The organism is Olavius algarvensis spirochete endosymbiont, from assembly GCA_900608495.1.
Lineage (GTDB): Bacteria > Spirochaetota > Spirochaetia > DSM-2461 > DSM-2461 > UBA2779.
On record UWYT01000274.1, the window covers coordinates 1 to 15500 of the forward strand.

Sequence of the window (15500 nt, forward strand, 5' to 3'; positions counted from 1 at the left end):
TATTTTCCGGTTGGTTATGGGAATCAATCGATGGGGTTATAGGGTATCTGCCTACGTCTTTTTGCTGAGGGACGAGTATCCGCATTTCAGACTTATGGATTAGCAAATTCGGCTGGATGCAAGTTGAGCGCCTTTGAAACCGCTGGAGAAGACGCGGCTTTCCTTGAAAGGCAATTAATAACCTATCTTGGAAACAAGCGCTCCCTTCTAGAGTTCATTGACGAAGGGATTAAGCTCGTACGGAGGCGAACTGGTAAGAACAGGCTTTCCGTGTTCGATGCTTTCTCGGGTTCCGGTATTGTTGCGAGGTTTTGCAAACGATATGCGGCGCGTTTGGTAGCAAACGACTTGGAGACATATTCCCGTGTTATCAATAGCTGTTATCTTGCCAACCGATCTGAGGTTTCACTTGAGTTAATACGAGAATTGCACCGCGAGCTAGTTTCCAAGTTAGAGGACGGCAATCTTCGAGAAGGTATAATCACTCGCCTATATTCCCCAGTCGATGAATCGAATATCAGGATTGGAGAACGGGTTTTCTATTCAGCCAGGAATGCCCGATATATTGACACAGCCAGGTTGCAGATTGATTTCTTACCACTAACACTACGAAAGTTTTTTCTCGCGCCACTCCTTTCCGAGGCCTCTAAACATGTCAATACGGCCGGTATATTCAAGGGCTTTTACAAGGACTCAACTACTGGAATAGGCAGATTTGGAGGTAGAAGAAAGCAAGCGCTCTCCCGAATACTCGGCGAGATTCATCTGCCCCTACCGATTCTGAGTAATTTCGAGAGCGAAGTTGAGCTGCACCAAGAAGATGCAAATTCGCTTGCTGGGAAAATAAAAGATATAGATCTTAGCTACATAGATCCACCTTACAATCAGCATCCCTACGGCTCAAACTACTTCATGCTGAATCTAATCGTGAGTAATCAAAACCCCTCCAGAATCAGCAAGATTTCAGGAATCCCCGCGAACTGGAAAAGGTCACTCTATAACAAAAAAGCCAAGTCTTATCAGGTTCTTGAAGACCTCATTAGCACACTTGATTCGAAGTTCGTTTTGCTGTCCTTCAACTCGGAAGGTTTTATCAAGCCGGATGAGATGAACAAGCTGCTTAGTAGATACGGTAAGCTTGATGTCATTGAAACTCGCTACAATGCTTTTCGCGCCAGTAGAAACCTAAGCAGTCGAGATATTCATGTGAAGGAGTATCTCTATCTCCTCGAGAAGAGTTAGTTCTTGATGGGCGATACTGGACTCGAACCAGTGACTTCTGCCATGTGAAGGCAGCACTCTAGCCGCTGAGTTAATCACCCCGATTATAAGCATACAGCAGGAACAGATGAAAAACAATACAGACGCATGATTGTCGCTCTATTTATCCCAGGGCCAGCGAATACACTTCTCGTGGGGACCGAACAACGAAATATCGGCTTCACCCGAGATAACCATACTGATTATCTCGGCATCTGCCAATTCCTGCGCCGCACGACTCAAAGTGGCTCCGGTATTGGCAACATCATCAACAAGCAGCACTCGCTTTCCTCGAACACTGCCCAACCGGGAATCTTGCGATTGTTTATTTTGCGTTAGATGATTCTCATTTCGAAATGGTGTTCTTATGGCTTTGAGCGGGACATCAAGCCAGCGTGAAGCCAGGTATGCCGGTAAAATACCCCCGCGTTCAATCCCAACAACCATGTCGAACTCACCCTCGAGCTTAGCCCTAATCATCGCCATCAGTTCATCCAGGCTGATTACCTGGAGTTCACTTTGTCTGTGCTTACGCCGTGTTTGCTTTCCACTATTCATTTAAGGCAATAGTAATGCGGATGCGAAGTTTTTTCACGGGGAAGATTTTTGATCGGAGAGATGCGCTGTTTATTCTTACCTCGCAAATCCAGGCAGGCGACGATTTCAAGGTTAGAACGTAGCACCAGGATATCGAGGCAGGTTTTTTAGGTTGTTGGCGAAGCGAGAGTATGGTGGTGAGTGCCAAGGCTGTCTAGTTTGAGGCTGTTCACAACAATCAAAATGGGAAATTTACTCTTTTGAGAAACGCTGCCAAGCAGTTAAAGCGAGGCTTGGATGATGTCTGGGTTGGAATTAATTGTTTTGAGGACCGATTCAGTGGGTTTTTCGTCGAGTTTCAGGGTGCAGACAGCGGCGGCATTGCCGGAGAATATGGCGTTTTCCATTTCCTCAATGTTTATGTTGCCCTTGCGGAGAATCGACAGTATGTCGGCTAGAACGCCTACTCGGTTGAAATGGCGGACTACAAGTTTGTAAGGGGCAGGGCTTTTTTCCTGGGCATTTACCTGGTTGATTGGTTTGCCGGTTTGAATGTAAGACTCGACGATGCGAACGGTTTCATCAGCGATTGCTTTCGAGGCTTGGTTGGTGGAGGCCCCAATGTGATGAGTGCCTGTTATCCGTTTTGCAAGCTCAATGTGATGAAACTTGTTACTGTTAGCATCGGGTTCGTCGGAATACACGTCCAGGGCAACTTTCAAGGATTTTTTATCGATAGCCTTTTCCAATGCTACCTGGTCTATTATCTCGCCCCTGGATGTATTAACCAGTATTGCTCCATCCTTCATTGCGTCTAGAAACTCGGCATTCACTAAGTTTATTGTCTCGGGAGCGACTGCAAGATGCAGGCTGATTATGTCGGCATTTCCTGCAAGTTGGAGGGGGCTTTGGCAATAGGTGATGCTCTGGGCTTCGGCAATTTGAGGATTAAGGCTACGTGACCACGCGACAACTGATATACCGAAGGACTTGGCACGCTTTGCAACGGCTTTGCCAATGGAACCGTAGCCAATTATGCCGATTGTTTTGTCTTTGAGGCCATCGGCTTTGCTATACTCTTTCTTGTTCCATTTGCCGGCGCGGAGATCTTCTGCCTGGTAGGAAATGCGCCTGTCGGCGGCGATGATTAAGCCGAGAGTAAGTTCGGCTACAGCGTCGGCATTTTTCCCTGGACAGTTTGCAACATGGATGCCCTGGGATGAGGCATGGCCCACATCTATGGTGTTAACCCCCGCACCTGCGCGGATGATGAGTGATAAGGAAGTCGCGGCATCTATCGCGGCGGCCTTCACCTTGGTGGAACGGACTATTAGAATATCGGTGTCGCCAATGGCGTCCGGGAGTGTGTCGGCGTTGAGGTTTGGCTCAATGCGAATCGTGGATTCCAAAGATTTGAGCTTGACGAGTGCGCTTTCCGACAGTTTGTCGGCTACCAGTATTTTCATATGACTATACATACTAGTTTTTGTTTGGGGTTTTGACTAGTGAAAACATCAATGGTCAGAGTATAAGGAAATGATATGAGGAAATGATGAGAAATGCAATTTTGAAGTGGGATTATCAGCGGAGTCATTCTCAAGCGGAGCTTCGCATTGAACGGCCTGTTTTGACAGCGCTTGATTGACCGTTTGAATAGTCAGATATTACCATGCTTACATGGAGTGTTACTAAAACATGAAAGATGTTATGCGAACCAGCTCGTATTATTTGAATTTCGATATGATAACGGCCATGCGGAGAGGCATCGTCTTTCTGCTCTGTGTGCCCGTGCTAACGGCAGTATTCTCTTCTTGCGGGGGTGGCGACAATTCAAAAGATCGCTACTCTGCCACGAGATCCGTCGATGCAAAAACCCATGTTGAGAGAACCGTTCCCCCGAATCCCATGGAAGTGGTAAATGAGGATGGTGTTATAGTCAGTCATGCAATTTCGCTTAGAACCGAGCCAAAATACCCAAGGGACTTCGAACACTTCGAATATGTAAATCCGAATGCACCGAAAGGGGGAACTATTATACTGGCGGCTACGGGTACATATGACAGTTTTCACCGCTACGGTCAACGGGGTGTTTCTTCATCCGGCGCCGACTTGTTCTATGACACCCTGATGGTGAGCAGCGAGGATGAAATAGAGGTTTTTTACGGGTTGATTGCCGAAACGGTGGAATACTCGCAAGATTATGACTGGATAATTTTCAATTTACGAGCCGAGGCTCGACACCAGGATGGGAAACCAATTCTAGCGGATGATGTCGTTTTTTCATTTTACAAGTTTTTTGATGAAGGAGTCTCCCAGTTTAAAACCTACTACGAAGACGTAATATCGGTGGAAGCTCTTGATGATAGGAGGGTGAAATTCATGCTTAGTTCCGGAGATAAGGAGAAGCTGATTTCACTGGGTGGACTGAAAATACTGCCGCCACAGTATTGGGAAGGTAGAGATTTTTCCGAACCGCTTACGGAGCCTCCCCTTGGCAGCGGGGCCTATCGGGTTTCGGATTATGCGATGGGGCAGTACGTAGTTTTGGAACGCCTGAAGGATTACTGGGCGCTTGATATCCCGGTTATCAAGGGAACCCTGAATTTTGATTATACGCGTTACGATTTTTATCGGGATGTAAATGTTCAGTTAGAGGCATTGAAGGCAGGTGAGATAGATATGAGGTTGGAGAATGTTTCCAGTTATTGGGCTGCTCAGTACACGGGACCGAATTTTGACGCAGGTTACATAATTAAAGAGGAGTTGCCAGATGAGACTCCGGCCACAATACAGAGATATGTTTACAATATTCAGAGAGATGTTTTTTCGGACAGGCGGGTACGGCAGGCGATTGGATTGGTATTGGATTTCGAGTGGCTAAACAGAAATCTTTTTTACAATCAGTATAATCGGACAAGGAGTTATTTTCAGGGAACTCCCTTCGAGTCATTGGATTTGCCAGGACCCGAGGAATTGAGAATTCTGGAACCCATTCGGAAACAAATTCCGAAGGAGGTATTTGATAGCGAATTTCAACCTGAGACTACTGATGGTTCCGGGAATATACGTGCACAGATTGCAAAGGCCTTGACTCTCCTGAAGAAAAGTGGCTGGAAGATTCGTGATGGAGTATTAGTTAACGTTAAAACCGGCAAGCCGATGGTTTTCGATTTTCTGGTGTACAGCCAGTCAACCGTACGGGTGGCAATCCCATTCCAGGAAAATTTGAAGAAACTGGGGATAGAGATGGAAACGCATATGGTAGATTCATCGCAGTATATCAACAGGGTTCGGGAAAGAGATTTTGACATGATTTTCTGGGGCAGCGCCGGGTCGTTCTTCCCGGGATCGGAACTTCAGATAGCTCTGCATTCTGATCATATCGACGATACTTGGAATCTCTCTGGGATAAACGATCCGGCTATTGATTATCTTGTGGAAGGGATTGTGGAAAATCAGAATAATAACCAGGAATTACTCCATTGGGGACGGGCGCTCGACCGTGTTCTTCAATGGAACCACTATGGGGTTTTGCTCTGGCATGCTGGTTTCACCAGGTTGGCATACTGGGACAAATTTAGCAGGCCGGAGATTAAACCCAAGTACAGCACGGGCATCGGAACCTGGTGGTATGATGAGAAAAAAGCAGCCAAACTTCCAGCAGCTAAGCCGTAGGATGAGGTTGATAAGCCGCGTCTATAGGAGACCGGAAATCGCGTTAAGAGCAGGAAGCAGGCCATAGTGAGAAGGCTTTGAGCTTATATATCCTCCGTAGGATTTTGCTAATCATTCCCACGCTCTGGGTGATTATCACGGTAAATTTTTTTATCGTTCAAGTGGCTCCCGGAGGACCTGTCGACCAGGCCATTGCCGAAGCTCAAGGTATCAGATCGAACATGTCGATGGAGCGGATTTCCGGGACTGGGCAGAGTGAAACAGGTAAGGAGGCAGAAGATTCAGGGGATCAGTCGCGAAGTATGTATCGTGGTGCGCGGGGATTGGATGTTGAGACGATCGCCGAAATAGAGAAACGTTTCGGATTCGATAAACCGATTCATGTGCGATACACAAACATGCTTAGAAATTATTTTCTGTTCGATTTCGGCGACTCCCTGTTTAAGGGTCGATCTGTAATTGAACTGATACTTGAACGTATGCCGGTTTCTATTTCACTTGGCCTTTGGGCCACCTTGGCTGTGTATCTTGTTTCAATTCCACTTGGTATCAGGAAGGCGGTTCGTGATGGTACCCGATTCGATCGGTGGACAAGCATAGCCGTGATTTTTGGCAACGCCATTCCATCTTTTCTTTTTGCCATTCTACTTATTGTCCTATTTGCCGGAGGGTCTTTCTTGAAAATTTTCCCGCTGCGGGGACTTGTTTCAACAAATTGGAAGGAACTGAGTTTCGTAATGAAGATTCTTGATTATTTCTGGCATCTGATTCTGCCGTTGTCTGCCATGTTGATTGGTGGCTTTGCTTCACTTACCTTGCTAACCAGGAATTCTTTTATAGATGAAATTGGTAAACAGTATGTCATGACTGCCAGAGCCAAGGGTTTAACCGAAAGGAAAGTGCTGTTAGGCCATGTTTTTCGCAATGCAATGTTGATAATCATAGCTGGTTTTCCGGGCGCCTTCGTTGGAATGCTATTCACTTCTTCGGTGATTATCGAGACGATTTTTTCGCTCAATGGATTGGGGTTGTTGGGGTTTGAGGCGGTTATGCAACGCGACTATCCTGTTATCTTCGGTACTCTCTATATTTCGACTCTTCTAGGCCTGTTTCTAGGTTTGGTGTCTGATTTGATGTATACGGTGGTGGATCCCAGAATTGACTTCGAATCAAGGGTCACATAAGTGTGAGAGGGCATGTTGAGGAAGGATTCGCTTACAACTGAAAGATTGCTTCGCTTCAGGCGCAATAAAGTAGGTTTGGTGTCAGCCTGTGTTTTTGGTACCTTGTTCTTCTTGAGTCTGTTCGCGGAATTTCTTGCGAATGACAAGCCCCTGGTTATCGGCTATAAGGGCAGAATCTACACTCCCATTTTTGTAAGTTACAGTGAGAAGGAATTTGGCGGTGATTTTGATACAAACGCCGATTATCGAGATCCCTTTGTTGCAGACTTAATTGAAAAAGATGGTTGGATGTTATGGCCGCCGATTCGCTTCCATTACAGCACCATCAACTACGGACTCCCGAGCCCTGCCCCCTCTGTTCCAAGCAAGGTGAATTTGCTTGGAACGGATGATAGTGGGAGAGATGTACTGGCCCGAATCATTTACGGTTTTAGAATTTCGGTGCTTTTTGGACTCTCTCTAACTCTGATTTCATCGGTGGTTGGTGTTTCTGTTGGGGCATTCATGGGCTATTACGGAGGGAAATTAGATATTCTTGGCCAGAGATTTATCGAAGTGTGGAGCAGTCTACCAACTCTGTTCATCCTAATAATTCTTTCGAGTGTGACTCAGCCGAATTTTTTCTGGCTTCTGGGTATCCTGCTTCTTTTCAGTTGGATGGGCTTTGTTGGCGTGGTGCGAGCCGAATTTCTTAGAGCCAGGAATTTCGAATATGTTCTTGCGGCGAAGGCAATGGGTCTTTCCGACAGGCAGGTGATATATCGTCATGTGCTTCCCAATGCGATGGTGGCCACTCTCACCTTCATGCCCTTTACACTGAGCGGGGCGATAACTTCATTGACAGCCCTGGATTTTCTTGGCTTTGGAATGCCTCCGGGTTCGCCTTCTTTGGGGGAATTACTCGCCCAGGCTAAGGCGAACCTTCATGCACCCTGGCTTGGACTTTCGGCTTTTTTTGCTCTAGCACTTATATTGATTCTTCTGGTTTTTGTGGGTGAGGCCGTGCGTGATGCTTTCGACCCCAGGAAGGTTGTCTGATGGGCGAGGGAAAACTGCTGGCAATAAAGGATTTGCGGATTGGATTTCGAAGGCAGGGAGCTTCAAACGAGGTGCTTCACGGGGTGAACTTGGATTTAGCCGCTGGGGAGACACTGGCACTTGTGGGAGAGAGTGGTTCCGGGAAAACCGTTACGGCTCAATCAGTGCTTCGTCTTTATCCACCGGATCTGGTTGAATATAACAGCGGGAGCATCGTTTTTGATGGTATTTCCATCTTGGATGCAAATGAAACTGAATTGCTGTCGCTGCGGGGGGCGAAGGCCGGTATTATTTTTCAGGAGCCACTTTCATCTCTCAATCCCCTTCACGATATCCAGAAGCAGTTAAATGAATCGTTGAGACTTCATCAAGGCTTGAACACCAGGCGGGCGGCTCCCATCGCTCTGGATTGGCTTAGGCGAGTTGGTCTTCGCAACGCTGCTGAGCGTCTGCGCGCCTATCCACACCAGCTTTCAGGGGGGGAAAGACAACGGGTTATGATTGCCCTTGCGATGTTAAACAATCCAAGACTTCTCATTGCCGACGAGCCTACAACCGCACTGGATGTAACTATTCAAGCGGGTGTGCTTTCTCTCCTTAAGAAACTCCAGATGGAAACGGGGATGGCAATCTTGTTTATTACTCACAATCTTGGCATTGTAAGATATTTCGCCGAACGTGTGGCAGTGATGCAAAACGGCAGTATTGTGGAAACCGGTGACACCGAAGAGGTATTCGACAATCCCGTTCATAAATACACGCGGCTGTTAATCAACGCAGAACCGAATGAATTGCCGCCGAAAGCAGACTCGGATACACATGTGCTGGCTGAGCTTAGAAACCTCAAGGTTCATTTTCCGATTCAAAAGGGTTTTTTCAGGCGAACGGTGGGATATGTAAGGGCAGTTGACGGTGTCAGCGTTGCGATTCGTGAGAGTCAAACCCTTGGGGTGGTGGGTGAAAGCGGTTCTGGGAAAACCACTTTGGGTAAGGCCTTGCTTCGTTTGGAACAAAGTGAAGGTGAAATAATCTACGACGGCAAACTAATCAGCCATCTGGATAGAAATGCTATGCGTCCACTGCGCAGGGAACTGCAAATTATCTTTCAGGATCCCTTTGGTTCGCTTAGTCCGAGAATGTCGGTTGAGAGGATTGTCGGTGAAGGCTTACATCTTCATGGGATTGGAGATAGGACGGAACGTCTAAAACTGATCCAGCAGGCGATGGAAGAGGTGGAGTTGGATCCGTCCCTTATGAAACGTTATCCGCATCAGTTTTCAGGTGGTCAGCGGCAGCGAATTGCGTTGGCTCGGGCCCTGGTTTTGAAGCCGCGACTTATTGTATTGGATGAACCGACTTCTTCTTTGGACCGATCAATTCAATTTCAGGTGATTGAGCTTCTGAAAAGAGTTCAAAGTAAGCATGGACTTAGTTATCTCTTCATTAGCCATGATATGGCGGTAGTGCGAGATTTATGCCATGAGATAGCTGTGATGAAGAATGGCTTGATTGTGGAGTTCGGCGAGGCCAGGCAGGTTTTTTTTGCTCCCAGACATCCGTATACAAAGGAGCTTATTCAAACTGCCTTCAATCCTGTGCTGTCAAAGATTGTATCGGATTGATTCGTTGATTACAGTTAATGGGATGAAATCCAAGTATCTTCTGTTTAGCGTTGTTATCTTTCTTTCCCTGTCTTCGGGGCTATGGGCAAGGGCTCAAGCCGAGGAAGTTGATGATTTCATTGTCAACGATCCCGAGGTACGACGTGGGATTCTGCCAAATGGGTTGCAGTATCTAATCCGAGCCAATTCCAGGCCCCAGGGTATGGCTGAACTTCGCCTGGTTCTCAAAGTGGGTTCAATTCTCGAGGACGACGATCAGCTGGGTTTGGCGCACTTTGTCGAGCATATGCTCTTCAACGGCACAGAACGCTTCCCGGCAAATGAACTTGTGGATGTGCTGGAATCCTTTGGGATTGAGTATGGCCCGGAGGCAAATGCATACACAACCTTTGACAACACGGTTTACAAGCTCAAGGTTAGCACAAGGGATGAAGAGGAATTTAGACTTGCTTTTGATGTCTTGAAGGAATGGGCCTTCAATGCCACGTTGATTGAAGAGGAGTTTGAGAAGGAAAGGGCGGTTATAATTGAGGAATGGCGGATAGGTAGAGACGCCGAAGCCAGAATGCTTGATGAGATTTATCCGGTTCTATTTGAGGGATCGCGTTATGCAAAACGTCGACCTATTGGCAGTATGGAAATCATTCAGAATGCGTCAGTGGAAACTCTCAGACGCTTCTACAAGGATTGGTATCGCCCGGATTTAATGGCTGTTATTGCGGTGGGCGACTTTGACGTGGATGAGGTAGTCCGGATTATCGAGGAGCGTTTCGGTAATCAGAAGCGGCCTGAGAAGCCAAAACCACGCAGGCAATATGAAATTCCCGGGCACAATGAGACTCTCATCAAGGTGGTTCACGACGAAGAAGCCACCCGCAGCAGTGTTCAAATACTGGTTAAGTACGATCATCAGAAGAGTCGTTACAAAAAGGATGTTAGGCAGGAGATAGTCGAGCAGCTTTTTTACAACATGTTTAATCAGAGAATTTCAAAAGTTGCACGAAAAGAAAATCCACCCTTTTTAAATGCTTATTGTATCAACACTTCGTATACGGAACAGACTTACATCAGTAGTTTGATTGCGATAACACAGGAGGATGGAATTCTTGCAGGTATGGAAGCATTGCTCATCGAGGCCGAACGTATCCGAGACTTCGGTTTTTTGGATTCTGAGCTGGAAAGGGCGCGGCGCGATTTATTGAATTACTTCGAAAAACTGTGGCAACAACGTGATGACTTGGAATCATCCGTCTTTATCAAACCCCTGATGGATGTCTTTCTGATGGGTGAGACTTACCCTTCGATAGATTGGCAGTGGCAAACTCTTAACGAAATTCTTCCCACGATTAGTTTGGAAGAACTTACTGCCTATTTAGAGATTCCACTTAGCAATAAAAATCGGGTTGTCATTGTTAAGGGGCCTTCTGTTCCAGGAATCACTCAACTTGGAGATGAGGCTATTCTCGAGGTTTTTGACAGGGTGCGGAACTTGGAACTGGAGCCATGGATGGATGAGACAATCTCTGATGTGCTGGTTCCGAACCTGCCGGAACCCGGACGCATCCTTTCACGCTCAACTATCGAAGAGCTGGGTGTACATATCTGGACTTTGTCCAATGGCGCAAGGGTTATCCTCAAACCAACTTCGTATAAGGCGCAGGAGATACTTTTTCAGGCTTATAGCGACGGCGGACTTTCTCAGGTGGAAGATGAGTACTACATCTCGGCACGGTATGCGGTGGATGTAGTTAATGAAGGTGGACTAGGGGACTTCTCGGCGTTGGAGCTGACCAAAGTATTGGCGGGCAAAAATCTCTCTATTGAACCATATATACATGGCAGTTACGAAGGGTTTACAGGCGCTTCCACTTATGATGATTTTGAAACCTTGCTGGAGTTGCTTTATTTATATTTTACGGGACTTCGAAAGGATGAAACCGCCTGGAAGGCCTTCAAAGCTCGAACCACTGAGAGAATCAAGCATCGTGAATCATCACCTGTTGCTTCCTACAACGATTTTCTTTGGGAAACTATTTTCGATAATCATCCACGAATCAGGCCCATCACAGTAGAGCGTTTCAACGAGGTAGATATGGATAAGGCTCTGGAAATTTTTGCTGAACGCTTTGAAGGCGCGGCAGATTTTGTATTTGTTATCGTTGGAGATTTCAGTCTCTCGGCCATCGAAAAAACCGTTGAACGCTGGCTGGGAGGACTGGCTGGCGGTTCTGCCGGTGAGGGCTGGATAGACCACGGTGTAAGGAACGCTCTTGGCGTCAGGGATGTTTCTCTGAAAGCTGGTTCTGAAGCGCTTAGCATGGTTACTCATGTCTGGAGCGGACAGTGGAATGGGGATTTTGCTGAGCGGTATCGAATTCAATCTCTTGCCGCAGCTCTGGAAAAGGCATTTACACGTGTGATTCGGGAAGATGCTGGTGGAACTTATAGCATAGGAATTTATCCACGGTTGACTGTAGCACCGGTTAAGAGCTATCAGTTCATGATTCAGTATTCCTGTGCGCCGGATAGGGTGGAGGAACTCAGTGAAAAGATACTATCCGTAGTCAGTCAATGGCGGGATGGTGATGTGGAAGAAAAATATGCTGCAGATGTTTCAGCCTCGCAGAAGCGCAATCTTGTTGAGAACTTAGAGAAAAATGACTGGTGGGCAGATCAAATCGTTTTTTCAGTTGCAACCGGCGTCGATTATCGGGAACTGCTTAAAAGGCAGATTCTCTATGAATCACTTAGTGCGGAGATTCTGAGCCGAACGGCGCATAACTACTTAAATCACGATAATTACATTCGGGTAGTGTTATATCCCAAATCGGAAGATTGACTACGCATCTCCTCAAACGACTGCTAGAAGGCGATTTCCAGCCAGCGACATACTTGAGATGTCAGTACTGTTTCGTTCAAGGTATAGAAGTGTATATGCTTTACTCCGTGCAGCAGCAATTTTGTTATTTGATGGCTAAGAACATTCATGGCCAACAATTTATGATCCAGTTCATCGCCATCGTTGAACATTTCCAACAAAAAGTCCGGCACATTGGTTCCACATTTTTCAGCGAATTTTGTTAGTTTGCTGAAATTAACTATGGGCAGCAGGCCTGGCACTATTTGAACATTTATGCCCCGTTCACATGCCATGTCTCTAAATCTCAAGAATACATCGGGATCGAAAAAGAACTGAGTGATAACCCTCTTGGCTCCAGCATCAATCTTATCCTTTAAATTATCGATATCGGTATTCAAGCTTTTGCACTGCGGATGTTTTTCCGGGTAGCCGGCCACCGAGATATTGAAAGGCGCTATACGAAGGAGTATTTCAACCAGCTCTTTGGCATATCTTTTTTTGCCGGCGTAAACCGAAGTTTCGTCTCCTCTAAGCGCCACAATGTGTTTGATTCCAGCATCCCAATAGTCCTGAGCTATCCGATCCAGAGTTTCGGGGTTATGATCGCTAAGCACCATATGGGCTGCCACCTCTGCTCCCGTGATTTTTTTTATCCTGTTGGCGATTGCTTTTATGCTTCCATTTATCTGATTGGCAGGATTGGCGGTAACTGAATAGAACGCGGGTTGCAGCTGCTTGAAAACTGTAATTGAATGCCAAAATTTTCTAGTGGCAGCTGGCGTGCGTGTCGGAAAAACTTCCAAACTGTAGCTGAGCTGTCGCATTATTCGGTTCCCATTAGCTTCTTGCTTCAACAGTATCCATTTCTCTCAATTGCCTGGCTGCCTCCACCATGTTTTGCAGTGAATGCAATGTTTCATCCCAGTCTCTAGTCTTCAAACCACAGTCAGGATTAACCCATAGCTTCTCTTTGGGAATAAGCACTAGAGCTTTCCGAAGTAATCTGATGATTTGCTCTACACTTGGTATATTGGGAGAGTGAATGTCGTAGATTCCAGGCCCGATATCATTAGGATAGCCGCTATCTGAAAGGCCATCCAGAATCTCAAAATTGGATCTTGAAGCTTCGATAGAAATTACATCTGCATCCATGGAAGCAATCGCGGGCAGTATTTCGTTGAAATCGCAATAGCACATATGTGTATGAATTTGAGTCTCATCCTTTACTGAGGCTGAACACATCCTGAAGGCCCTGGTGGCCCAGTCCAGATATGAGTGTTGCATGCTTTTTTGCAAGGGCAAAGCCTCTCTCAGGGCTGGTTCATCAATTTGAATAACTCTTATACCCGCCTTTTCCAAGTCTAAAACCTCCTCTTGCAGGGCTAGGGCCAGTTGAAAGGCAATAGTAGACTGGGGGATATCACTCCTGGAAAAGGACCATTTGAGCATGGTAACCGGCCCCGTTAGTATGCCTTTAACGGCTTTTTCAGTTTGACTTGTCGCGTATTTCATCCAGTCCAGTGTTATGGGTTTTTTTCTGCCGATATCTCCGTATATTATCGGTGGTTTAACACAGCGAGATCCGTAGCTGACAACCCATCCATTATCGGTAAAAGCAAACCCTTGCAGTTTATCGGCAAAGTATTCAACCATATCGTTCCGCTCCGGTTCTCCATGAACTAACAAATCCAGTCCAATTTCCTCCTGCTTAGCCAGGGTTGATGAGATTTCCTTTTTCATGAGGGCCTCGTACTGTTCCTGACTGAGCTTGTTTTTTTTTAGTCGCATTCTGGCATTTCTAATTTCTTTAGTTTGAGGAAAAGAGCCTATAGTTGTAGTGGGATAAAGTGGAAGATTGAGCACCTCTTGTTGAATCGCCTTGCGCTTTTCAAACGTACTCTTCCTGTTGGACTTCGATGATTCCATCAGCTTCACCTTTTCCATCACCCGTTTATCTTGTCGCCAGTTAGAAGCTCTTTGATGCTCCATGAGTTGTCTATTGTCTTCTAGTTCCTGCTTCACTGAGCCGGGATTGATGAGAGCCTTTTTCAATATCGTCAATTCCAACAATTTCTGATCGGCGAAGGCCAGCCAACTTTTGAGTTCCGGATCAATTGATGACTCTGATTCCAGATTTATGGGGCAATGTATCAAAGAGCAACTGGGAGCGAGCCACAGTTTATCTTTTCTCGATCGATACACAGGTTCCAATACCGCTAAGGCCTTATTCAAATCGCAGCGCCAAATTCCTCTTCCGTCCACAATGCCTGCTGAGAGCACCTGATTCTTAGCCAGGATGTCATCTGCCTTGGCCAGCAAACTGGAATTGTTAGACAAGTCAAGGTGCAATCCCAGAGGCAAGCCCTCTATTAAGTGCAAATTACTGGAAATATCTCCAAAGTAAGTAGCAATTAGAATGGAGCATTGTTTCGACAATTGCGAATAGCAGCTTATAAAAGCCTTCTGCCAGTCCAGTTCCAAATCCAAGGACAGGGCCGGCTCATCCAGTTGAATGCAAGTGACTCCTAGTTCGGATACTGCCATCAATAGCTTCTGATAGCACTTTTGCAAGCTGGGCAGCAAAGATAGCTTATCGAAGCTGGCATTTTTGTGTTTGGCTAACCATAGGAAGCTTATGGGGCCGATTATCACCGGTTTCACATCAAACGCTTTGGCCTGGGCCTCTTTTATCTCATCTAGCAGACATTGGGGGTTAAGCTCAAATTCATCGGTACAATCCAGTTCTGGCACTATGTAATGATAGTTAGTGTCAAACCATTTTGTCATTTCACAGGCGGTTGTCGATCTGCCATCATTGGCCTTGCCTTTAGCCATCAGGAAGTAAGTGTCTATGGACAGTCTATCCGAGTGAAGATTTCGGATTCTTTTGGGAATTGCGCCGAATGTCAGAGCGGCTGAGAGAATGTGATCATACAAATGAAAATCTCCCACTGGAATGAAGTTTAATCCGGCAAGCCGCTGTTTCTCCCAGTTATCATGCTTTATCAGTGCCAGACTGTCCATTAGTTGCTCAGCCGAGATTTTTCTCTTCCAGTAACTCTCTATAGTTTTTTTCCATTCCCGATTTTCACCTATATAGGGATAACCTAAGTTATGTAGCTTAACCATGCAGTTTTCCTTGTCATTCTTCAAACGAATGAGACGGAATTCTAGGATCGTAGATTGGCGGTGTCAAGCGAACCTTGCCTTAAACTGACGGCGAATCCATCAAACGGCCTTTCCTCACAATAGAGTCGCTTCGATGATACTGTTTATTATGGCTCAAAATTCCTTTTGTTGAACAAGGAGAAATCAATTCCGCAA

Annotated in this window: 10 protein-coding genes and 1 tRNA gene; 6 read left to right on the forward strand and 5 right to left on the reverse strand. The window is 46.2% G+C overall.

Annotation, left to right across the window (positions count from 1 at the left end; translation table 11 throughout):
- Positions 1 to 123: 123 nt before the first annotated feature.
- Complete coding sequence (locus tag S1OALGB6SA_RS08170; protein ID WP_124033137.1) at positions 124 to 1242, forward strand: DNA adenine methylase; 1119 nt, start codon at positions 124 to 126, stop codon at positions 1240 to 1242.
- A gap of 7 nt (positions 1243 to 1249) precedes the next feature.
- Here the strand turns inward: S1OALGB6SA_RS08170 and S1OALGB6SA_RS08175 are convergent.
- The 3 genes from S1OALGB6SA_RS08175 to S1OALGB6SA_RS08185 form a co-directional block, all read right to left on the reverse strand.
- A tRNA-Val gene (locus S1OALGB6SA_RS08175) sits at positions 1250 to 1322 on the reverse strand.
- Between the two features lie 58 nt (positions 1323 to 1380).
- Positions 1381 to 1818 carry a phosphoribosyltransferase gene (locus S1OALGB6SA_RS08180; RefSeq protein ID WP_124033138.1) on the reverse strand — a complete coding sequence of 146 codons (438 nt, stop codon included), beginning with the start codon at positions 1816 to 1818 and terminating at the stop codon, positions 1381 to 1383.
- Between the two features lie 260 nt (positions 1819 to 2078).
- On the reverse strand, positions 2079 to 3263 hold the full coding sequence (locus S1OALGB6SA_RS08185) for an NAD(P)-dependent oxidoreductase (protein ID WP_037561079.1): 1185 nt from the start codon (positions 3261 to 3263) through the stop codon (positions 2079 to 2081).
- Positions 3264 to 3492: 229 nt separating this feature from the next.
- On the opposite strand from S1OALGB6SA_RS08185, the gene S1OALGB6SA_RS08190 reads away from it, so the two are divergent.
- The 5 genes from S1OALGB6SA_RS08190 to S1OALGB6SA_RS08210 all read left to right on the forward strand — a co-directional run bounded on the left by S1OALGB6SA_RS08190 (position 3493) and on the right by S1OALGB6SA_RS08210 (position 12155).
- Entirely contained in the window at positions 3493 to 5472 is a 1980-nt protein-coding gene (locus S1OALGB6SA_RS08190; RefSeq protein ID WP_230204507.1) for an extracellular solute-binding protein, read from the forward strand.
- Between the two features lie 77 nt (positions 5473 to 5549).
- The gene (locus S1OALGB6SA_RS08195; protein WP_037561080.1) at positions 5550 to 6656 is read left to right on the forward strand and encodes a microcin C ABC transporter permease YejB; all 1107 of its coding nucleotides are present in this window, start codon (positions 5550 to 5552) and stop codon (positions 6654 to 6656) included.
- Between the two features lie 12 nt (positions 6657 to 6668).
- Complete coding sequence (locus S1OALGB6SA_RS08200) at positions 6669 to 7694, forward strand: ABC transporter permease (protein ID WP_037561081.1); 1026 nt, start codon at positions 6669 to 6671, stop codon at positions 7692 to 7694.
- The gene (locus S1OALGB6SA_RS08205) at positions 7694 to 9316 is read left to right on the forward strand and encodes an ABC transporter ATP-binding protein (protein ID WP_124033139.1); all 1623 of its coding nucleotides are present in this window, start codon (positions 7694 to 7696) and stop codon (positions 9314 to 9316) included. Before S1OALGB6SA_RS08200 ends, S1OALGB6SA_RS08205 begins: the two co-directional genes overlap by 1 nt.
- Positions 9317 to 9320: 4 nt before the next feature.
- Positions 9321 to 12155 carry a M16 family metallopeptidase gene (locus tag S1OALGB6SA_RS08210; RefSeq protein ID WP_124033140.1) on the forward strand — a complete coding sequence of 945 codons (2835 nt, stop codon included), beginning with the start codon at positions 9321 to 9323 and terminating at the stop codon, positions 12153 to 12155.
- Between the two features lie 23 nt (positions 12156 to 12178).
- On the opposite strand, the gene S1OALGB6SA_RS08215 is transcribed toward S1OALGB6SA_RS08210, so the two are convergent.
- A complete protein-coding gene (locus tag S1OALGB6SA_RS08215) occupies positions 12179 to 13030 on the reverse strand; it encodes a methylenetetrahydrofolate reductase (RefSeq protein ID WP_124033141.1) in 852 nt (283 codons plus the stop codon).
- Positions 13014 to 15305 (reverse strand): 5-methyltetrahydropteroyltriglutamate--homocysteine S-methyltransferase, encoded by a 2292-nt coding sequence (metE, locus tag S1OALGB6SA_RS08220; protein ID WP_037561084.1) that lies wholly within the window; start codon positions 15303 to 15305, stop codon positions 13014 to 13016. The genes S1OALGB6SA_RS08215 and metE overlap by 17 nt, the downstream gene beginning before the upstream one ends.
- Positions 15306 to 15500: the final 195 nt, after the last annotated feature.